This window comes from Streptococcus australis, from assembly GCF_015553625.1.
Classification (GTDB): Bacteria; Bacillota; Bacilli; order Lactobacillales; family Streptococcaceae; genus Streptococcus; species Streptococcus australis_B.
Genome location: NZ_JADNGY010000004.1, coordinates 166,890 through 187,665, shown reverse-complemented (window position 1 = coordinate 187,665; position 20,776 = coordinate 166,890). Strand labels below are relative to the sequence as shown.

Sequence of the window (20,776 nt, the reverse complement as noted above, 5' to 3'; positions counted from 1 at the left end):
GCGTCTTGATCGACAATCCAAAGACAATTGAGAGGCTAGGACTTTTGTCCCAGCCTCTTTCTATCTTTTATTTTTCAACACGAGATTTATTTGCGATATCAGCAAGAATCAATTCGACAAATGCATCTACCGGCATGGTTTCTGTTTCTTTTTGACCATAACGGCGAACGTTGACGGCTTGCTCTTCCATTTCCTTGTCACCAACGATCAATTGGTAAGGAATCTTTTGCGTTTGTGAAGCCCGGATCTTGAATTGCATTTTCTCATTGCGTTCATCCACATCGGCACGAACCCCACGGTCACGAAGTTTCTTCGCTACTTCCCATGCGTAGTCCACATGTTTTTCATTAGAAACTGGGATAAGGGTTACTTGGTGTGGTGCTAGCCATGTTGGGAAGGCACCCTTGTAGTTCTCAATCAAGATAGCTGTGAAGCGTTCCATAGTTGAAATAACCCCACGGTGGATCATAACTGGACGGTGCTCTTCACCATCAGCTCCGATGTATTTAAGGTCGAAGCGTTCTGGAAGCAAGAAGTCAAGCTGGATCGTAGAAAGAGTTTCTTCTTTACCAAGAGCTGTCTTAACCTGGATATCCAATTTTGGACCGTAGAAGGCAGCTTCCCCTTCTGCTTCAAAGTAGTCTACGCCCATTTCATCAAGTGCTGCACGAAGCATAGTTTGGGCATTTTCCCACATCTCATCGTTGTCAAAGTACTTGTGGGTATCTTGAGGGTCACGAAGTGAGAGACGGAAGCGGTATTCAGTCAAGTTGAAGTCTTCATAAACATCGATAATCAACTGAAGGGCACGTTGGAATTCTTCTTGGATTTGTTCTGGAGTCACAAAGAGGTGACCATCGTTAAGAGACATTTCACGTACACGTTGAAGACCTGTAAGGGCTCCAGATTTTTCGTAACGGTGCATCATACCGATTTCAGCGATGCGGATTGGCAACTCACGGTAAGAGTGAACATGGTGTTTGAATACTTGGATGTGGTGCGGGCAGTTCATTGGACGAAGAACAAATTCTTCACCGTCACCCATATCCATAGTTGGGAACATATCTTCTTGATAGTGATCCCAGTGACCAGAAGTCTTGTAAAGTTCTACAGAAGCAAGTGGTGGAGTATAGACGTGTTGGTAGCCTGAAGCCAACTCTTTGTCAACGATATAACGTTCTAATTCACGACGAATGGTCGCACCATTTGGCAACCAGAATGGAAGTCCTTGTCCAACTTCTTGAGAAATCATGAAGAGGTCAAGCTCTTTACCAAGTTTACGGTGGTCACGCTCTTTGGCTTCTTCACGCATTTGAAGGTAGTTTTTCAAGTCTTTCTTATCAAACCAAGCTGTACCGTAGATACGTTGCATCATCGCGTTGTCGCTATTTCCACGCCAGTAAGCACCTGCTACATGGAGAAGGTGGAAGATTTGGATACGACCAGTTGATGGGACGTGAGGTCCACGGCAAAGGTCCACATATTCACCTTGACGATAGATGGTCAAACCGCCTTCATCTTCAGAGTGCTCTTCAATCAATTCTAACTTGTAAGGGTCGTTTTTGAAGATTTCACGTGCTTCATCCTTGCTCACTTCCTCACGGATAGATGGGAAGTTTTCTTTAACGATTCTTTGCATTTCTTCTTCGATACGAGGAAGGTCTTCGTTAGAAATTTGACCTGCTTGGTTGTCTGTATCGTAGTAGAAACCATCTTCAATCGCTGGCCCAACACCCAAGTGGATGTCTGGGAAAAGGCGACGAGCAGCTTGAGCGAACAAGTGGGCTGCTGAGTGGCGCAAAATTGGAAGGGCATCTTCGTGATCAGGTGTCACAATTTCAATGCTTCCATCTTCAGTGATCGCACGAGTCGTATCGATGAGTTTGCCGTTAAATTTACCAGCAAGAGCTTTTTTAGCTAGGGAATTGCTGATTGATTGGGCAATTTCAAAAGTTGTAACGCCAGATTCGAATTCACGAACAGCGCCATCTGGGAAAGTAATCTTAATCATGATGTTCTCCTTATATTGGTTATCTATTATTTCTAAAACAGAAGTGTTTCCTTATTATGTAGTCTTAAATCAAGAAAAACAAAAAGCGACATCCAAAAAGGACGTCGCAACGTGGTTCCACCTTCATTTATGACACTCAAAAAGAGTCTCACCTCTGATTGGCTCTAACGTGGCCACCGTTTTATGTTTGCATAAAAGTATCTCGAGTAGTCCCAAATCCATCCTCTACGCGATTTCCAGCTCCACGCGCTCTCTATCAGATTTCCTAGATTTGATATGTCTCTGACTAGTATTATAGCACGATTGAAAATTTTTGCAAGAGAAAAAAAATCCCATCCAATAAGGAAGAAGCCCTTCTTTAGGCCCCTTGCTTATTGGATGAAGGCTAATCCAACAACTTGGTGATATGACGAATTTTCTTGACCTGTTTAAAAGATCCCTTCATGATTCGCACAGACCCATTCACTGGCATAGCGATGACCTTTTGTGGAATTTTCACAATGGACTTGGTTACCCGTTTGGTACGACTTTCCTCAGGATGACGCTCATTATAAAAATCTTTCGAAATAATGGCGTCTAGATAGAACTCATAGACCCTGCGACCAAAGTTTGTAGAAGAAATTTCATACAGCTTCTCCTCCCACTTAGCCTCATCCTTCTCTGGGGTGGCTATGGTCGCTTCTAAAATAGCTGCAGCCAAATCTTCTTCCTGGTCATACAAGATTCCGAACATCCGATCATTGATCACATTATCTAAATAAGGATTTTTCTGAGCAATTAGGGGGGTCCCACTAGCGATGCTCTCCAGATAAGTAAGACCTTGCGTCTCACTCGTTGAAGCAGAAATGAAGAAATCTGCCGCTTTATAGTAAAGAGCTGTTTCGTTCGGTGGAATCATCCCTGTGAAGATCACAGCCTGTTCGATGCCTAATTTTTGCACCTGTTTTTTCAAATCCCCTAAATAAGGCCCATCTCCTGCCACAATCAATTTAATATGCGCATTTTCTTCTAACACTTTAGGCAATGCCGCAATAACTGCTTGGATATTTTTTTCATAAGAAACCCGTGACAAGCTCAAGAGCATGGTTTCACCCTCTTGAATTCCTAATTTTTCACGAAGGGCTTGCGTCTCCACTTGCGTGATTTCAGGTCGTTCAAACTTTGCCAACTCAATTCCTGTTGGAATAATCCGTTTTTCAGCCTTGACCTTATATTTCAGCAAGAGGTCATAGACGATCTCACTTGGACAGATTACCCCATCCAAGTCATTCATATACCCACGGACGATGTATTTGACCATACTTGGTCGGATAACCATCCCCTTAGCAATATAACGCACATAATCCTCATACTGGGTATGATAGGTATGAATCACTGGAATCCGAAGCTCCTTAGCAATCCAAACTCCGAGTAGTCCTAAAGAAAACTCTGTCTGTGTATGGATCATATCCAGTTTGTATTGTTTGGCAATGGCCAAAGCCTTGGTAAACCCTCGATAAGCAATCCGCCGATCCTTAAAAGCAAAGAAAGGGATACTTGGAATGCGGATAATTTGCCAGTCCTCATAGCGGTTGACATCCTTATCCGTCGTCGTAAAGATAAAAACAGTATGTCCCAACTTCTCCAATTCTGTTTTAAGAGTTCGAATACTGGTCGCAACCCCCGATACCTGCGGAAAATAAGTATCTGTAAATAATCCAATACGCATATTACATCTCCAATACCTGCTGATAAGCTTTGACTAGTTGATCGGCTACCAAATCAATTGAGCGGCTTTGAGCGACCCGGTCTCCCGCATCTCGCTTATCCACTTGACCAGACAAGACTTTTTCAAGAGAGTCCACAAATTCATCCACCGAATGACATAATTCTGCCGACTCTTGGTCCACCCAACCATGATAAACTGGAATATCCCGGAGGACGACATGCTGGTGAGCCGCTAAGGCCTCTAGGACAACAATCCCTTCCGTTTCTTCGTAAGACGGGAAGAAGAAGGCATCCGCACCCGTCATGGCCCCTTGGAAAACAGCTCCTTTAAAATAGCCAGGGAATTCCACATTGCTCGGATGGTCTTTCTCTACCAGACGACGAATAGCCCGAGGGATTAACCATTTATTAATCGACCCCAACCAAATAAAGCGGACATCTGGCATCCGACGAGCCACTTCTACAAAGTCTTCAATCCCTTTTCGTCTAAAGTAGAGACCCGCACATAAAACGACCTTCTCTCCTTCTTGGATATTAAAGTGCTTCCGAAAAACCTCTTCTTTTTTGGGATCTTTTTTATATTTAGACAAATCAATCCCATTAGAAACAGCGACAATTGGAGTCTTGACCCCGTAGGACTGAATCAGTTGTTTCGAATACTCTGAAGGGGTAATAATAAAATCGGCTTTTTTATACATATGAGCCAAATATTTGCCAAATAAGGGAGCAAACAAATTGGACCCAATAAATGAATTTTGGAAATCTTCCCGTGTGGAATGTCCATGCATAATGACCTTTTTCCCTCGACGTTTGGTAGCATGTAATAGCAACAAACTCCGAGGACCATAGGTATTAATATGAACCACATCGTAGTCTCCTAAAATATCTGTTGTGTAGGGAATTCCAGCCAAATCCAAGGCATGCATCTGGTGTTGGAGAGCTCGACCGATCCCCGATTTTTGTAAAACGGATTTTCCTTCTAAATACAGTAATACTTTCATACCCTCTATTATACCTAATTTAGCAGACCCCTTCAAGTTTTACCGGAGATTCATGCAGAGACAAGAAAAAAGGAAGCCTTGGCTTCCTTTGATTTTTACTTCTTCGTAGTCCCACGATGATTGATGGTATGGGCAAGAAGAACTTCTCTTTCTTCCAATTCTTCCTTATGCATAATTTTTGTCAGCATCCGCATACTGATAGCTCCCAAATCATAAAGTGGTTGGCCAACAGTTGAAAGATTTGGACGAGTGTAGCGTGTAATTTGTGAATCATCACTGGTAATCAACTCAAAATCTTCCGGTACGTTCACACCTTGATCAGCTAGACCATTAAGCAAACCTGCTGCCAATTCATCCCCAGTTACAAAGGCTGCTGTTGCTTTAGATGCAATGATGCGTTCAGCCAAGTTATAGCCTTCTTCATAGCGGTACTTAGACTCAAAGACCAAGCCTTCACTGTAAGACAATTTTTTTGCTTTCAAAGCATCTTTGTAGCCAGCCAAGCGAATCTTACCGTTGATATCATCTACTAATGGTCCACTTACAAAAGCAATCTTTTTATTTCGTTTAGCCAATAGTGTAACCGCGTCTACTGTCGCTTGCTTGTAATCGATATTGACACTTGGCAATTGATGTTCGACATCGACTGTCCCAGCAAGGACCACCGGCGTCCGAGAACGAGAGAATTCAGAACGAATCTTTTCTGTTAAGTGGTAGCCCATGAATATAATTCCATCGACTTGTTTTGAGAAAAGAGTGTTGACAACAGAAACTTCTTTATCATCGTCTTCATCGCTGTTGGCAAGGACGATATTGTATTTATACATTTCTGCGATATCATCAATTCCTTTAGCTAAAGTAGAGAAGTAACTATTGGTAATATTTGGAATCACAACACCTACCGTTGTGGTTTTCTTACTCGCAAGTCCACGAGCAACCGCATTCGGACGATAGTCCAAACGTTCAATGACTTCCAATACTTTTTTACGAGTATTTTCCTTAACGTTCTTATTACCGTTCACGACACGGCTAACAGTCGCCATTGATACACCCGCTTCTCGGGCAACATCGTAAATGGTTACAGTATCGTCTGTATTCATAATACTTCCTTTCTTTATTGAAAATTTCGTTTTCAGTCTTCTATAACAACTATTTTATCACTTATTGTAAACACTTTCAAGCATTTTGACATCTTTTTGCAAACTCTTGATTTTTTAGGAAAAATTTGACAAAATATTATCAATAGAAAGAAGGTAGCTTATGTCTAAATTAGATCAAATTGTAGCATTTCTTGAAACCGAAAAAACGGATATTGCAGTAGTTTCTGACCCTGTCACTATCAACTACTTAACAGGATTCTATAGCGATCCTCACGAACGTCAGCTCTTCCTATTTGTCTATCCAGACCATGAACCACTTCTGTTTGTTCCTGCTCTTGAGGTAGAACGGGCGACTGCTGTTGTGGATTTCCAAGTGGTTGGTTATGTGGATTCTGAAAATCCTTGGGAAAAAATCAAAGGAGCTAGCGCCAATCCAGAAGCCAAAAAAGTCGCTTTGGAATTTGATAATTTGATTTTGACCAAATACCATGGACTTCGTTCAGTCTTTGAACAAGCAACATTTACCAATCTCAGCCCTCGGATTAACCGCATGCGCTTGATCAAATCTGCTGATGAGATCCAAAAAATGTTAGTTGCTGGTCAATATGCGGATAAGGCTGTCAACATGGGATTTGACGCCATCTCTCTGGAAAAAACTGAAACTGATATCGTCGCAGAGATCGACTTTGGCATCAAACGCTTGGGCTACGAAATGAGCTTTGAAACCATGGTCTTAACCGGCAACAATGCAGCCAACCCTCATGGCATCCCTGGAAGCAACAAAATTGAAAAGGATGCTCTTCTTCTCTTCGACTTGGGATGTATGGTGAACGGCTATGCTTCCGATATGACTCGTACCGTTGCGGTTGGAAAACCAGATGACTTCAAAAAAGAAATATACCACTTAACTTTAGAAGCTCAACAAGCTGCTCTGGATATGATCAAACCTGGTGTGACGGCTCACGACGTCGATCGCGCTGCTCGCAGTGTCATTGAAAAAGCAGGTTACGGCGAATACTTCAACCATCGCCTCGGACACGGCATTGGGATGGATGTGCATGAATTTCCTTCTATCATGGAAGGAAATGACATGGTTATCGAAGAAGGCATGTGCTTCTCTGTCGAACCAGGTATCTATATTCCTGGAAAAGTCGGTGTTCGGATTGAAGACTGTGGCTATGTGACAAAAGATGGCTTTGGCCTCTTTACCGAAACTAGCAAAGACTTGCTCTATTTTGATTAAGTTAGTAATAAGGAGATTGTTTTATGATTGTTTGGCGTGGTAAAGGCTTGCTCGTTCCCCTTGCTTTCATCATCGGAGCATTTTTAGCAAATGTGATTTATTCAGTTCTGCATCTTAATATAAACGAAAAAAATGATAGCATTATTTTTGGATGTGTTTGGGGCATATTTGCTGCTGGCATTAATTATCTACTGACAAAAAAATTTGTTTCCGATCAAGTGCGGTATATGATTGATGAAGCAACAGGACAACGCATTGCTTTTCGCGATCGTTCTTCCTTCATGTTCATTCCTAATCGTTACTGGACATGGATTTTTGCAATTGGATTTACTCTAGTTAGTTTTCTAGCCGGTAAAAAATAAAAATCAGACAAACTTTAAATCATTAGTCAAACAAAACAAAAAGCCTTTCGGTCTAAACTGAAAGGCTTTTTTACATCGAGTTTCTCACAGACTCAAATCAAGAAACGGTTGCCAACTCCATTTGCTTCCTAGCTTGCTCTACCACTTCTTTGAGACTGGTCTGAGACATTTCCTTTTCCATGGCCAATTGAATCTCTTCAAGTTTTCCATCGAGTACTCCATGAATATTTTTTCCAATCGGACAGTCTGGATTTGGATGATCGTGGAAACCAAATAATTGACCAGTCTTCCCAAGGCATTCAACAGCCTGATAGATATCTAACAAACTAATTGCTTCCAATTCTTTGGCCATCTCGGCGCCACCTGTTCCACGCGCCACATGGATCAATCCTGCCTTTTTTAATTGGGACAAGGTCTTCCGAATAATGACAGGGTTCACTCCAACGCTGCCAGCAATCATATCACTGGTCACCTTGGTACAGTCTCCTTTTAAAGCAATCATCACTAATACATGAGTTCCAATGGTAAAACGACTTGAAATTTGCATTGCTATCCTCTCTTCCATCCAGGTAGGAATGTTTTAAACTGGGTATAAAGCCATTAGTAACTAGTACATTTATTCTTCCGACGTTAGAGTTCTTTCTTTTAGTCTATTATACCCTAATTTGTTGTAATGTCAACTGTTACACTAGTTGAAAAACTCCCTTAACCATGCGTCTACTTCTACATTATGTCCCTCTCGCTGAGCTATTTCATGTAGAAGCTCATGATTATGGGTATGGTGGATTCCATTGACTAAACTTTCATAGTAAACTTGGAAGTAAGGGAGTTTCAGATCCTTGGCCAGTTGGAGTTCTCTCTCAATATCATAGGTCACCCGCCGAAAGTCAACATCTTTCAAGCCCCGGTCATCAAACTCTAGGATGGCATACATGGCACGAAGATCCTTTCGAAGATTGGCCTGCAAAAAGAAGGGTTGTCCGATGGAGCCCGGATTCAAGATGAGCTCTCCACCACTTCCATATCGGAAAAACTGCTGATGGATATGGCCATAGACTGCTATATCACATGGAGGATTGCTTACGAGGCGATCAAAATCTTTCTGGTCCCCTATATGAATCAATTCTCGTCCCCAGTTTTTGTCCGGCAAATGATGGGTGATGCCCACTCTTAATCCAGAAACTTCCCGATGCACTTGCATGGGCAGACTTTGCATAGACTCTATTTCTTCTGGTCGAATCTCTTCAAGAATATATTGGCAATGGCGCATCAAATAACGGTGACTAGCCCTTGATGGATCCAGCAATCCCTTCATCGCTCGCCACAAGCTATCTTCCCAATTTCCTAGAATCTGTACGGTAATGGGCAGTTCCTCAAGAAGGTTCAAGAGATGGCGTCTACCAGTCCCTGGCATAAGGACATCTCCTAATAACCAGTATTCTTCTACACCTGCACGCTTGGCATCTGCAAGCACAGCCTCTAAAGCAGTTGTATTCCCATGTATATCCGAAAGCAAAGCAATTTTTATCATGTCTCTTCTCCTTTTCTCATTATACCAAAGCTATTAAAAACTTCCACCCTTGGGTAGAAGTTTATTTTCTATTCAACAGATTTCAAAGCCTCCAGCATATCTACCTTGCGTAGATGGCGATTGACCAAGATTCCTAGAATAGCTAGGATCAGAATGACACCAACAATAGGATAAAGATAGACACCAAGAGCTACTCGTGGATAAAAGAGAATGGCATCTGGGGCTATCATGGCAATCAAGAAGCGATGGAGATAATAGCCTCCTACCAGGCCCAATCCTATCCCAACAAGAGATAAAAGGATGGTTTCTCGATAAATATAAAGTGTGACTTCTTGATGATGAAAACCTAATACCTTTATGGTTGATAACTCACGGATTCGTTCTGCAACATTGATATTGGTTAAATTGTATAAAATAACAATCGCCAGCAAAATAGATACTAGAACTAAAATCATCATGGTCTTATTCAATGATTGGGCTACGGAATGAAAGAGAGAAATCAAGGAAGTGTTTTGCGTGACAGCAAGCACGGCTCCATCTTCCATCATGTCCCGACTGACCTTCTGGACCGACTGATGCGAAGGTGACTGTAATCGGACCAAATAGGCATTCTTCTTAGCCTTTTTTCCATAGATTTTCTGATAGTTTGCTTGATTCATATAGACGAAATGGCCTACATAATTTTCAGTAATCGCAGCTACCCTAATCTTATGACCATCTAGCCGTAAGTCATCCCCAACTCCCACCTTAGCTAATTGCGCTAATTTACTACTAATCACCGCCCCATTGGATAGGTCGAGTCCTCCCTCTTCTGAGCGGAGACTGATAAAAGGTTCCAAGCTGTTTTTTGATGATACCATTAATGTAACTGTTTGCTTTCCAAGTCCGGATGGATAAGAAGCCTCCAGTCGTTTTGTAAAAATGGCTTCTGTTTCTTTTATATCTGCCTGCTTCAAGCGCTTCTTCAAGGATTGTTCCTCTTCGTCTGTCAGACTGGATTTGATCGAGAGAATCATATCGTATTTAAGGATTTCCCCAAACTGACGTTGGGGTACTTCACCGACAGATGATTGAATTCCCAGACCCGCAAAGAGAAGGGCTACCGAACCAGCAACACCAAAGATAGTCATAATCATCCGCTGTTTGTAACGAAAAATATTCCTTACTGTCACCTTTTGAGTGAAACTAAGACGTTTCCACACAAAACGACAGCGCTCAAGCAAAATACTGGATCCAGAAACTGGTGGTTTGGGGAGTAGGAGCAGACTGGCCTCTTCCTTCAATTCTCTTCTAGCAACCAAATAAGCTGGAAAGACACTAGAAAGGAGAGAAAGTCCTAAGGCTAACAAAGTATAGGACCAATAAAAATATTGTTGGCTTGGTCCTACGACCATCCCCTGAGTGATAATTTGCGAAATGGTCCCCGATAGAACATAATGACCGATAAGAGTTCCTAGGCCTGTCCCAACTGTTCCAGCAACAAAGCCATACAGGAGAAACTTTGCCAAGATATCTTTCGTTCGATAGCCCAAGGCTTTGAACAAGCCAGCATGGCTCCATTCTTCATCAACAAAACGAGTCATGGTCGTAAAGGTGACCATGGCAGCGACTGCGTAGAGCACCACAGGAAATAGATTGCCTACCTCGGAGATACTGGCACTGGCATTACTATACATGAGGTAACCCTGTCCGCCTGGAATGGTTTTTCGATCGTAAACATGATAGTTTGGTAGAGCTAGATTCTCTAATTCTTCCTTTGTCTTTTCCAGGTCCTTTTGTTTAGTTGCTAGTTCTGATTCACCCGTCTGTATGTTGACCAATTCCTGATCTAGTTGCTTTTGGGCTTCTGCCAACTCGCGTCGTCTCGCTTCTAATTCTTCTTTGGGAAAGAGTGTAGAAAGCTGATTTAGTTTATTGGCTTGCTCCGTCAATTGTGTCTGTGCTTGGCCTGCCTTTTCACGCGCTTCTGCTAACCGTTTGTTTGCACCATCGAGTTCTTCTTGGCCTTTTTTGATCTTTTGTTTCCCATCAGCCTGAAGTTTTCGATAGCGCTCCTGTCCATTTCCAGCTAGGAGTTTTTCCAGCTCCTTTTGATGGGAGGCCAGACGATCTTGGTAGCTAGTTGAGAATGGGTTTAGCCCCCTCAAATCATCAAACCGAATCCGAGCAAGGCTATAAACAGGACTAGTAAAGGCTCCTTTTGAGAGGACCCCATAAGCATCTAAGGAACCACTTCCACTCGTAGCTTGTCCCAAGTCTTTTTCGGACCACATCTCAGCAGACTTTACAAAGCCAACAATTCGATAATTTTTTGACTTTAGAACAGATGGACTTCCTGCCTTTGCATGGATACTTATCTGATCCCCAATCTGGTAACTATCTTTCCAAAATGCTGCTAGAGCTACCTCATCTTGTTTCTGCGGAAGTCGCCCTGAAGTCAGCTGAAAGCGCGAGATGGCTTCTGGAGTGGAAAAAAGTCGAATAGCCTTGTCCTTTCCATCTATTGTCACATCCGTCAAGTAGGAAAATTCCAAGCGAGCCCCAGTCAAGCCTCTCAGTTCCTCTTGATCAGTCTTGTCCAAACCAAAATCCCCCATTACTGCTAGGTCCAACATCTCTTGTTGGTCAATAAAGCGTTGGGCAGTCCGATGCATATTTGGGGTCGTTACTTTTAAACCGACGAGGGCTAAGGTTCCTAGCATCATCAGTGTTAAAATGGATAAAAAGCGCCCTTTGGAACTAGTAAAAGAATGGAATAGATCTTTCCAATATACTTTTCGCTTCATGAACAACCTCCCTAATACTCTAGGCTATCGATATCTAGTGGAGTGTTATGGATGGTCACCGATTTTACTTGAGCATCATGCATCTGAATGACACGATCGGCTATTGGCGCTAAAGAAGCATTATGAGTGACGATAATCACTGTTGCCCCTTTTTTACGAGACATGTCCTGAAGAATCTTTAAAACCTGTTTACCGGTTTGGTAGTCTAAAGCCCCTGTTGGTTCATCACAAAGGAGAATCTTAGGGTTCTTAGCCACTGCGCGCGCAATGGCTACCCGTTGTTGTTCCCCACCAGATAGCTGGGCTGGAAAGTTGTTCAAACGCTCACCCAATCCAACCTCTCTCAAGACTTGTTCAGGATCTAAGGCATCAGAAACAATTTCAGAAGCCAGCTCAACATTTTCCTTGGCTGTCAAATTAGGGATGAGATTATAAAACTGGAAGACAAAGCCAACATCATTTCTGCGATAATCCGTTCGTTGGTGCGAGGAGAAGCTTGAGATGGCTTTCCCATCCACTAAAACCTCCCCTTCATCATTGGTATCCATACCTCCCAAAATATTGAGGACTGTTGATTTTCCTGCGCCTGATGCCCCCAAAATGATGACCAATTCGCCTTTCTCAATTTCAAAAGTAACATCTTTATTGGCAATGATGTCAGTTTCTCCTGACGGATAGCGTTTATAACTATGTTTCATCTCAATATAAGCCATATCTTTTCTCCCACTTAAACACAAGTTCCTATCTTTATTATAGTCCTTTTTTACCGGAAGACCAAGAACAATCAATCCCTTAAAACGACTAAAAAACAAGAAATTTGTGAGGGATGCATTTCCTCTATTTTATGAATAAAGCTATCCAATAAACTAATACTTTTCTATGCAAAAATAGACAAGGAAAAAGCTTGATCTTATCTAGTTCCTGATATAGAAATCTCCAAGCATCATCTGCCCTCCTCTCCTTAGTTTGTGATATAATAACAAATAAGTATGAATTGTTATGATCGTTTAAATAACTGATATTTCAAGTTTTTCTTTCATTTTTATATAATAGCCCCTTTGAAAGTAGATCTGGGAAAAAATTTTATAATCCTTCCAAAATGGCTTTTACAGTATAAGAATAAGACCTGATTTCAAGCCATTTAGACTTATAGAATGATACTAAAATTTTATTCTGTTGATGAATAAATTTGATTTCTGTATAATATGATGATTAGTGAACAACATTTATACCAAATACATGATAAAGGAGGAACTATGACCCGAAAAAAGAGAAAAACGAATTCTAAAAATGCTATCCGAAGCGCCCTATCACGCCTGCTTCTTGAACAATCACTTGAAAGTCTTACAATTAGCCAACTAACAAAGGAAGCCGGCATTAATCGAGGTACCTTTTACCTCCATTATGTAGACAAACAAGATATGTTCAACCAGCTAAAATCTGAACTTTTAGGCGAGTTGGGAGAACTTTTCGCTACAAGCACCGTCAATCGAGCAAATTTTCTTGCCTCACTTCAATATATTCAAGATAATTATGACTTTATCTATGCCTTGATGCAGATGGATTACCAAGAGTTTCATTTTCTAATGAAAAATTTCACCCTGCAACTTCTTGACGATACTCCACACGCCAAAGACCACTTGGTTAATAAATTCCAAGTTCCTTATAAGTATGCTGTTGAGATCTTTGCAGCTACGATTGAAGCCGTAATCACAAAATGGTTGTCAACTGGTGCAAAAGAAGAGCCGATTGAAATCGCTACAGTCGTATTAAGTGTAACTGACTTTACCACTTGGAACCAACCCATAACTGAATAAGAAAATGAGAAAACGACAGTTTTCTTTTTTTATGGATAAGAGCAATTAGCTGGAACCTAAACGCTCTCACAAGATTATTTGCCCAACTATCAGAAAACGTTTTCCTTTTCTTTCCTTTTTAGCTATAATATTTAGTATGGAAAAAAATAGAAATGAGGACCGTTTATGAAAAAGAAGAAACTTCTTTTACCGATCTTATTGCTTGCTCCTGCCTTCCTAGCTTCTCAGGTAGCTGCAGATGAGCAAACAGCTCCAGAAACTAACCTTGAAGTAGCTGCTGCTTCCACAAATGCTACAGATGCTGCTACTCCTGCTTCAACAGAAGCTAATACAGCTACTTCAGAAGGCGCTACAGAGAGCTCAGCTGACTTGCCTGAAGCAAATATCATTCATACCAACGATGTCCATGGTCGGATCGTCGAAGAAAAGGGTGTGATTGGTGATGCTAAATTAGCCGCAGTCATCGATGAAGAACGGGCGAAAAATCCATCTACTTTGGTCGTAGATGCTGGAGATGCCTTCCAAGGACTACCGATTTCAAATAGTTCAAAAGGGGAAGAACGAGCTAAAATTTTGAACGAAATTGGCTACGATGCTATGGCAGTCGGAAACCATGAGTTCGATTTTGGTTTGGATGAGGCTAAGAAATACAAAGAAATCTTGAACTTCCCACTTCTCAGCTCCAACACCTACATCAACGGTGCTCGTTTATTTGAGGCTTCCACCATTGTAGATAAAGATAAGAATGTCGTTGGGGATGAGTTTGTCGTCATCGGGGTGACAACGCCTGAAACAGCCACTAAAACTCACCCTAAGAATGTCCAAGGTGTTACCTTTACAGATCCTATTTCAGAAGTAAACAAGGTCATCGATGAAATTGAAGCACGCGCTACTGCAGAAGGCAAGACTTACAAAAACTATGTTGTCCTTGCTCACTTGGGAGTAGATACGACTACACCAATCGAATGGCGAGGATCTACCTTAGCTGAAGAACTTTCTAAAAACTCAAAACTGAAAGGAAAACGCGTCACCGTTATTGATGGGCATTCCCATACTGTTCAATCAACCACATACGGAGATAATGTCACCTATAACCAAACCGGTAGCTACCTGAACAATATCGGTAAAATTACTTACCAAGCCAACCAATTGCTTGGTAACCCTCAACAAATTTCAGCAGCTTCAACCAAAAATGTCGTGCCAAATGCCAAAGTAGCTGCCATGGTCCAAAAAATCAAGGAACAGTACGATGCTGAGAATGCAAAAATCGTTCGTGACAATAGTCCGGTAGAACTAAATGGTCAACGGGAAAATGTCCGTGTCCGCGAGACCAACCTTGGAAATGTTGTAGCGGATGCCCTCTACGAATATGGACAAACTGGCTTTAGTCACAAGACTGACCTTGCTGTAACCAACGGTGGTGGCTTGCGCGAAACCATTGCAAAAGATAAGCCAATCACCAAAGGAAACGTTATTGCTGTTCTCCCATTTGGGAATACCATCTCTCAAATTAAAGTAACTGGTCAAAATATTGCCGATATGTTTGCTAAATCTCTTGGCTCTATTTTACAAGAAAAAGATGGCAAAACTGTTCTTGACGAAAACGGTCAACCCCTTCTTGAACCAAGCGGTGGCTTCCTCCAAGTATCTGGAGCGAAAGTTTATTACGATACAACCCTACCAGCTGAAAAACGCGTCCTCTATATCGAAATTAAAAACCCAGAAACTGGTCAATATGAACCGCTCAACCTTGCTAAGGATTACTACTTGACTACCAATGACTTCTTAGCAGCAGGTGGGGATGGCTACACCATGTTAGGTGGAGCTCGTGAGGAAGGTCCTTCCATGGGCGTTGCCTTTGCAGATTACCTTGCTAAGGCAGATCTCACAGCCTATGCAACCATCAATCCAAATTCTCGTACCATTTCTATTTCTGCTAACAAAGATACAGATGGAGATGGTGTGGCAGATATTGAGGAAATCAAACAAGGAACAGATCCTGCTAATCCAAAGTCCTACCCAGGAAGCAATGACCAACCAGTTATCCCATCTACCGGTAAAAATGCTCAACCAACTAATCCATCTACCGGTAAAATGGATCAAACATACATTCCAGCTCTAGTTGGTACGAATTCTCCTAATCAGCTAGCTAGCCAAACAAAGAATACTTTAACATCTGCTAAAGACGATACACAGATCAAGGCCAACAACCATCACTTGTCAGTGACAGTCGCTAAAACATTCACAGCGGGCTCTGCTACCCTACCAGAAACAGGAACTTCCGACTCTCCTGCTATCTACATGCTCGCTCTGTTGACATCCGTCTTAGCCTTCTTTGGTCTTAAGAAAAAAGAAGAAAGCAAATAGAATCTAGAAAAAAGCTTAGAAACAAAAGTTTCTAAGCTTTTTCATGTATGATACCTACTGAATCTTTTCCTTAATTTTTCTTTAAAAGGTTTAGATTCGGATTTTTATGAGCAAAGAGAACGACCTCAATAAAGGTTCCTACTTGAAAGGCAAAGAGCAAGCCTACTAAAATATTAACCCGATGATCTGTTTCATAGAATGGAGAGTTCCATAAGAAGTGATTGGCCACCGTGGAAACTACACACCAGAGACCAAAGAGCTTTTCTTTTTGCTTGGTGCACTGAGATAGGATAAGAAAGGCTCCAACAGATACAACAGCTGTGTAGACTGCATGAGATGCTAAACCACCAGAAATGCGGTTCACTGCCTCTGTCACTGCTGAGAGGTCTCCAGATCGCGTTTGACGCGCCACATAACCAAGATCCTCAATGATTTGGAAACCAAGACCAGATCCAAAGCCGGCAATTAAAATCGATTTTAAATCCTTGCGACCCAAAATCAAGAGGATCCAGAAAGCCACTAGAGCTTTGAAAAATTCTTCAGCAAAAGGAGCTGTCAAAGCATCTGTCCATTTATTAAAGGTACTAACATCCTGAATGAGATGACTATTGAAATGGTCAATGAGGCTGTTCCCTGAAAAACTGAGCCAGCCAGCAACAAAAGCACCTCCAAACATGGTCGCCCACAAAACAAGAAGAGGAACCTCAAATCTTTTTGCAAGTCGCTTAATAAAGAGATAAAGAGGAACGACAATCACCGCTAAAACGAGCAGATTTAATACCAAATCTCTTCCTGCTACTTGGCTAAACTCTTGTTGAGAGAGAGAGCCTAGCTCAAACTCCATCCCAATCCCTGCTAAGACCAGAAATAGGAAGAGCAATATTCGTTGAAACTTATTCATCCTTCTTACCTCCCTTTGCTTTCTTTGATTTGATGAAGAAAATTCCTACTCCTATCACTGTCACAAGGGCTAAGCCAATTGTAATGACAAAGTCATAGTCAAACGGTACCAAATTGATCTCTTCTTCTTGGTTTGCATCTTCTTCATCTGTTAAATCGTCAATAGCACCTTGTCCATATTGAGCAATCACCTTTTCTTCTGCTTCTTGACGAATTTCTTGCAGACGATCGAAGGTCTTTTGAGCTCGAGTCATGCTCGTTTCTGTCGCTTTTAGGCTCGCCTGCTCTGGCTGTGAAGCGAGGGCGATTTGTTCTTGATCACTGATTTCTTGCTCAGCCATCCATTGAGATTCTAAGCGTTCCATTTCAGTACGGATGGCCCCATCTCCGAATAAATCAGGATATTTGGCAACTAAATCATTAATGCGAGACATGGTCCAATACCAAGATTGGGGATTATAGGCTGTTCCTAATTCTTGATAGGCTTGGTAGGTATTGGTGATATTGCCATAGTAAGGCAGGTAAGGAGCATTTCGTGGGCTTCCCATCGCTAACCACATGGTTCCCCCACCTGCACTATCAGGAACATTTTCCTTTAATTGGAAAATATGGGCTTCCATGACATTCGGGTTCGAAATCGGGTATTTATAAACTTCATCAAACTTCCCTTTTTCTGGAATCCCTTTTCCATCCAACTCCATTTGATCTTGTGGTTTGAAGTCTGTTCCTTCTAACCGATTGCGTTGGAGATTCATCGCATCTCGTAGCGTCAATTTTCGATCCGTTGTATGCATCAAGTCAAAATACTCGTCATCGTAGTTCACATCTGCATCTGGATCCAGTGACTTAATACCAGACCAAACACGAGAACGATCTGCCTCATGCAAAGGAGGATTGTAGGATTGGGAAACATGGAACTGGCCATCGATTTCTTTATAGGTTCCTGCATCACGGGCCACTTTTTCAACATCCTTCGAGGCAATAGTCCGTTCCTTATCTGAAAAATCGACATGTCCTAAGAAGAAGGTATTTGGAAAGACTGCATAGCGATCTTCTGGGAAGAGAATCGCTACATATTGGTGACCAGAAAGGATCTCCATGTACCAGATACCTTCCTTGTCCGCGATCGTCACAATATTTCCTTCTGCTGCCCCTTTTTCTTCCACAATTTTCGCAATGAGCTCGACTCCTTCACGAGCCGTTTTGACACTTGGAAGAACGACAGTGGTGAGGGCAGACTCAGCCAAGCCGTCCTTTACATAAGGATCGACCTTTTTAATGTTGTCATTTGCTGAAGCTGAGACGGTCGCCGAGATGGACACACCATGCTCATTAAAACCAGCTTCATCAAATACACCCTGTTCTGGTGTAACATCTGGGACAGCTGTATATTTATAACTTACTTCTGGGAGCTCATACTTAAAGCCATTGGTGGCATCTTCAAAGACCTCCCCTTTCTTGTTATAAGTTCGTTCTCTGACCACAAAGTTCTTATTGTGGTTTGGTTCTAAGTCCTCCGTACGTCCGTACAAAGCATTCCCATCTGCTGTTAACTTTTTACCGATGATAAAACCTGTACAGGCCTCTACCGGTTGGACAAAGAGGAAGAGAGCAGTGATCAAGCCCAAGGCTGATCGAGCATAACGTTTCTTCATATTGAACTCCTTTAACTAGATATTAACCGTATAACCTCTTTTAGTATACCTTTTGAACCAAAGTTTGGCAAGCGCTTACAACGACTGTAATCAATTAGTAATCTATCTGAAAATTATTTGACCTTCAAATTATTAAACAACCTTCTCTATCTAACTGTACACAAAAAAGCTCGGAACTTCTTCCAAGCTTTTTCTGAATACTCTCTACCTTTTTAGGAAAGAATCAGGCTCGCGACAAGGGGAGTTATAAAGACGTAGAAAACGCCAGTTATCCCAATTGCTAAGCCACCCATAGCTCCGGCTACTTGACCATACTGAAAGGCTGTACCAGTCCCTACCGCATGACCTGTACCCCCAAGAGCCAAACCAATGGCAACAGGATCCTCTACTTTTAGGAATTTAAGAATCGTTGGTCCTAGTACACTGGTCAGGATACCTGTCGCTACAACGACAACCAGGGTAATGGTAGTAATTCCCTGCATTTTTTCAGCAATCCCCACTGCCATGGCTGTTGTCACAGACTTAGGAAAGAGGGAAATAGCTAGAAAGTACTTCATCCCAAAAAGCTTAGCCAAGACAGCTGTAAAAACTGTGTTGACTACTACTGCTAGAAAACTACTAAGAAGAATACTCTTGGCATGGTGTTTCATCAGATGGAAACTCTTATACAAGGGAATTCCCAGGACAACCGTTGAGGGCACAATCAAATTACTGAGGTAGGTTCCGCCAATATTATAGGCCTTATAGGAAATCCCTGTCAGCTTTAAAAATCCAATGATCAAGACCGTTGCAACTAAGAGGGGGGTCGTGATCGGATGGGGAAAGCGACGAAAAATCATCATCCCAATCAGATAGGCAAAGACTGATAAAGAAATCCCAAAGAGAGGATTTGACCACAAACTTTCCATTATTTCTTCCCTCCTTCATAATCCCCCTCATACCTTGTCTTGATAAAGCCAACAACAAGCGCAATGAGGGTTACATTGATGATGATAGCCCCTAAAATAATCAATACGATGGGCAATAAATAGGGCTGGATGACATCAAACTTATCCATAATCCCAACCGCTGGAGGTAAAAATAAAATCGTCATATTGGCTAAGAGAAAAGATCCGACCAGATTCACATGGCGGATACGAAGCCATTTCAACTGCAAGCAAAGAAATAGAATCAGTAGACCAATAATACTACCTGGAATTGGCAAATGAAAGAGGGTCGATATCCCTTCCCCAATCAAAGAGATGGTAAAGATAATCATCAGTTGAACATAGAGTTTCACGCGCTTCTCCTCAAAATTCTTGAAAGATACACTAACAGTCTACTCCTTTTCTGTGAAAAATCAAGTATTTTCAGAAAGTTTTCAGATATAAAAAGACAAGGACGACTGCAAGGGTGTCCTTGTCTAGAGAGCTATTTATATTTTCTTGGCTAGCATGGTCGCAAAGCGTAAGGCAATTCGATTGCCATTTTCATCACGTCGGTGCAGATGCCCTGGATTTTCATTGTATTTAACGAGTTCCCAATCCTTGTAGTAGTCTGCTAGCTCGCCTTCCTTAAAGGTAAAGGAAAAAGGAACCTGGCAAGGATAGTCCTCTGTATCCATGGCACAAACGATCAAGTTATAGCCACCTGGATTGGTCTGGTCTTGCATATTTCGAATAATCGCTGGAATGCGATCCGCTTGCAAGAACATGAGGACAACCGTTGAGACAATCAAGTCATAACTTTGCTTTAAGTTCGCTGAATTGATATCATAGAGCCCCACAGTCATTTCCAAATCTTCTTGCTCTACAATACTTTGTAGGATCTCTAGGGCTAATTCATTTTGATCGACTGCTGTCACTTCAAAGCCATGCTGGGCCAAAAAGAGAGCATTTCGTCCTTGTCCACACCCCAAATCCAAGGCCTTTCCTGGAGAAAGGGACTCCATGGCTTCTAGCACTTCCGAATGGACGGGATTGCTATTATATTTTTTGGGGAAGTAATCTTTGGGCTCACAGTAGAATTCCAAAAACCATTCCACATCATCTGTAAGGGCCTCTACACGGTGCCAAGCTTGCGGTTGTGCCATCGGGTTATCCGCACCTGCCTCAAAAACATGGCTGGCTACTTCTTCCCCATCTTCCGTCAGCTCAACAAACTTGAGTTTTCCTTTTAGGACGGTAATCTTTCCCCAAGTACCTACTTTGGTATTGTGTTTTCTTTGGACTGCTTCAGGCATGGTATCCTTGGTCCACAAAGGCATCCGTTTATAGGCAATTAATTTTTCAGGCATCCGTTTCTTCTCCTTCTTTCT

17 protein-coding genes and 1 pseudogene are annotated in these 20,776 nt (G+C 42.0%); 4 read left to right on the top strand and 14 right to left on the bottom strand.

Annotated features, from left to right (window positions below):
- Positions 1–67: 67 nt before the first annotated feature.
- From thrS to ccpA, 5 genes and pseudogenes are all read right to left on the bottom strand, one after another.
- Complete coding sequence (gene thrS, locus I2D56_RS05075) at positions 68–2,011, bottom strand: threonine--tRNA ligase (RefSeq protein WP_195348110.1); 1,944 nt, start codon at positions 2,009–2,011, stop codon at positions 68–70.
- 32 nt (positions 2,012–2,043) lie between these two features.
- Positions 2,044–2,233: pseudogene (locus tag I2D56_RS09925) on the bottom strand (hypothetical protein).
- 163 nt (positions 2,234–2,396) lie between these two features.
- Positions 2,397–3,719 carry a glycosyltransferase family 4 protein gene (locus I2D56_RS05065; protein WP_123159024.1) on the bottom strand — a complete coding sequence of 441 codons (1,323 nt, stop codon included), beginning with the start codon at positions 3,717–3,719 and terminating at the stop codon, positions 2,397–2,399.
- Position 3,720: 1 nt separating this feature from the next.
- Complete coding sequence (locus I2D56_RS05060; protein WP_195348109.1) at positions 3,721–4,719, bottom strand: glycosyltransferase family 4 protein; 999 nt, start codon at positions 4,717–4,719, stop codon at positions 3,721–3,723.
- 95 nt (positions 4,720–4,814) lie between these two features.
- Positions 4,815–5,819: a catabolite control protein A gene (gene ccpA / locus I2D56_RS05055; protein WP_006595886.1), complete on the bottom strand. Its 1,005-nt coding sequence runs from the start codon at positions 5,817–5,819 to the stop codon at positions 4,815–4,817.
- Positions 5,820–5,979: 160 nt separating this feature from the next.
- Between ccpA and I2D56_RS05050 the strand changes: the two genes are divergently transcribed.
- The gene (locus tag I2D56_RS05050; RefSeq protein ID WP_120701743.1) at positions 5,980–7,062 is read left to right on the top strand and encodes a M24 family metallopeptidase; all 1,083 of its coding nucleotides are present in this window, start codon (positions 5,980–5,982) and stop codon (positions 7,060–7,062) included.
- A gap of 23 nt (positions 7,063–7,085) precedes the next feature.
- The gene (locus I2D56_RS05045; RefSeq protein ID WP_195348108.1) at positions 7,086–7,424 is read left to right on the top strand and encodes a hypothetical protein; all 339 of its coding nucleotides are present in this window, start codon (positions 7,086–7,088) and stop codon (positions 7,422–7,424) included.
- A 97-nt stretch (positions 7,425–7,521) separates the two neighbouring features.
- Here I2D56_RS05045 and I2D56_RS05040 read toward each other — a convergent pair whose 3' ends face one another.
- The 4 genes from I2D56_RS05040 to I2D56_RS05025 form a co-directional block, all read right to left on the bottom strand.
- The gene (locus I2D56_RS05040) at positions 7,522–7,971 is read right to left on the bottom strand and encodes an Rrf2 family transcriptional regulator (protein WP_123159020.1); all 450 of its coding nucleotides are present in this window, start codon (positions 7,969–7,971) and stop codon (positions 7,522–7,524) included.
- 141 nt (positions 7,972–8,112) lie between these two features.
- The gene (locus tag I2D56_RS05035) at positions 8,113–8,955 is read right to left on the bottom strand and encodes a metallophosphoesterase family protein (protein ID WP_195348107.1); all 843 of its coding nucleotides are present in this window, start codon (positions 8,953–8,955) and stop codon (positions 8,113–8,115) included.
- 68 nt (positions 8,956–9,023) lie between these two features.
- The gene (locus tag I2D56_RS05030) at positions 9,024–11,741 is read right to left on the bottom strand and encodes an FtsX-like permease family protein (RefSeq protein WP_195348106.1); all 2,718 of its coding nucleotides are present in this window, start codon (positions 11,739–11,741) and stop codon (positions 9,024–9,026) included.
- A gap of 11 nt (positions 11,742–11,752) precedes the next feature.
- On the bottom strand, positions 11,753–12,454 hold the full coding sequence (locus tag I2D56_RS05025) for an ABC transporter ATP-binding protein (RefSeq protein WP_006597027.1): 702 nt from the start codon (positions 12,452–12,454) through the stop codon (positions 11,753–11,755).
- A 543-nt stretch (positions 12,455–12,997) separates the two neighbouring features.
- Between I2D56_RS05025 and I2D56_RS05020 the strand changes: the two genes are divergently transcribed.
- Positions 12,998–13,558 carry a TetR/AcrR family transcriptional regulator gene (locus I2D56_RS05020; RefSeq protein ID WP_048789594.1) on the top strand — a complete coding sequence of 187 codons (561 nt, stop codon included), beginning with the start codon at positions 12,998–13,000 and terminating at the stop codon, positions 13,556–13,558.
- A 165-nt stretch (positions 13,559–13,723) separates the two neighbouring features.
- Complete coding sequence (gene nt5e / locus I2D56_RS05015) at positions 13,724–15,925, top strand: cell surface ecto-5'-nucleotidase Nt5e (RefSeq protein ID WP_195348105.1); 2,202 nt, start codon at positions 13,724–13,726, stop codon at positions 15,923–15,925.
- Between the two features lie 70 nt (positions 15,926–15,995).
- Here the strand turns inward: nt5e and I2D56_RS05010 are convergent, their stop codons facing one another.
- The 5 genes from I2D56_RS05010 to tehB all read right to left on the bottom strand — a co-directional run bounded on the left by I2D56_RS05010 (position 15,996) and on the right by tehB (position 20,755).
- A complete protein-coding gene (locus I2D56_RS05010; protein ID WP_129269621.1) occupies positions 15,996–16,826 on the bottom strand; it encodes a PrsW family glutamic-type intramembrane protease in 831 nt (276 codons plus the stop codon).
- Entirely contained in the window at positions 16,819–18,480 is a 1,662-nt protein-coding gene (locus tag I2D56_RS05005) for a C69 family dipeptidase (RefSeq protein WP_195348104.1), read from the bottom strand. The genes I2D56_RS05010 and I2D56_RS05005 overlap by 8 nt, the downstream gene beginning before the upstream one ends.
- A 212-nt stretch (positions 18,481–18,692) precedes the next feature.
- Positions 18,693–19,388: an LrgB family protein gene (locus I2D56_RS05000; RefSeq protein WP_195348103.1), complete on the bottom strand. Its 696-nt coding sequence runs from the start codon at positions 19,386–19,388 to the stop codon at positions 18,693–18,695.
- Positions 19,388–19,759 carry a CidA/LrgA family protein gene (locus I2D56_RS04995; protein ID WP_061564218.1) on the bottom strand — a complete coding sequence of 124 codons (372 nt, stop codon included), beginning with the start codon at positions 19,757–19,759 and terminating at the stop codon, positions 19,388–19,390. The genes I2D56_RS05000 and I2D56_RS04995 overlap by 1 nt, the downstream gene beginning before the upstream one ends.
- A 135-nt stretch (positions 19,760–19,894) precedes the next feature.
- Positions 19,895–20,755: an SAM-dependent methyltransferase TehB gene (gene tehB / locus I2D56_RS04990; RefSeq protein ID WP_048689588.1), complete on the bottom strand. Its 861-nt coding sequence runs from the start codon at positions 20,753–20,755 to the stop codon at positions 19,895–19,897.
- Between the last annotated feature and the right edge of the window lie 21 nt (positions 20,756–20,776).

Excerpts from the sequence above, each read along its gene's own strand:
- ccpA (WP_006595886.1), bottom strand. The coding sequence starts at position 5,819 with ATGAATACAGACGATACTGTAACCATTTACGATGTTGCCCGAGAAGCG.
- tehB (WP_048689588.1), bottom strand. The coding sequence starts at position 20,755 with ATGCCTGAAAAATTAATTGCCTATAAACGGATGCCTTTGTGGACCAAG.
- I2D56_RS05000 (WP_195348103.1), bottom strand. The coding sequence starts at position 19,388 with ATGGAAAGTTTGTGGTCAAATCCTCTCTTTGGGATTTCTTTATCAGTC.
- I2D56_RS05010 (WP_129269621.1), bottom strand. The coding sequence starts at position 16,826 with ATGAATAAGTTTCAACGAATATTGCTCTTCCTATTTCTGGTCTTAGCA.
- I2D56_RS05035 (WP_195348107.1), bottom strand. The coding sequence starts at position 8,955 with ATGATAAAAATTGCTTTGCTTTCGGATATACATGGGAATACAACTGCT.
- I2D56_RS05050 (WP_120701743.1), top strand. The coding sequence starts at position 5,980 with ATGTCTAAATTAGATCAAATTGTAGCATTTCTTGAAACCGAAAAAACG.
- I2D56_RS05040 (WP_123159020.1), bottom strand. The coding sequence starts at position 7,971 with ATGCAAATTTCAAGTCGTTTTACCATTGGAACTCATGTATTAGTGATG.
- thrS (WP_195348110.1), bottom strand. The coding sequence starts at position 2,011 with ATGATTAAGATTACTTTCCCAGATGGCGCTGTTCGTGAATTCGAATCT.
- I2D56_RS05030 (WP_195348106.1), bottom strand. The coding sequence starts at position 11,741 with ATGAAGCGAAAAGTATATTGGAAAGATCTATTCCATTCTTTTACTAGT.
- I2D56_RS05045 (WP_195348108.1), top strand. The coding sequence starts at position 7,086 with ATGATTGTTTGGCGTGGTAAAGGCTTGCTCGTTCCCCTTGCTTTCATC.
- nt5e (WP_195348105.1), top strand. The coding sequence starts at position 13,724 with ATGAAAAAGAAGAAACTTCTTTTACCGATCTTATTGCTTGCTCCTGCC.
- I2D56_RS05060 (WP_195348109.1), bottom strand. The coding sequence starts at position 4,719 with ATGAAAGTATTACTGTATTTAGAAGGAAAATCCGTTTTACAAAAATCG.
- I2D56_RS05020 (WP_048789594.1), top strand. The coding sequence starts at position 12,998 with ATGACCCGAAAAAAGAGAAAAACGAATTCTAAAAATGCTATCCGAAGC.
- I2D56_RS05005 (WP_195348104.1), bottom strand. The coding sequence starts at position 18,480 with ATGAAGAAACGTTATGCTCGATCAGCCTTGGGCTTGATCACTGCTCTC.
- I2D56_RS05065 (WP_123159024.1), bottom strand. The coding sequence starts at position 3,719 with ATGCGTATTGGATTATTTACAGATACTTATTTTCCGCAGGTATCGGGG.
- I2D56_RS05025 (WP_006597027.1), bottom strand. The coding sequence starts at position 12,454 with ATGGCTTATATTGAGATGAAACATAGTTATAAACGCTATCCGTCAGGA.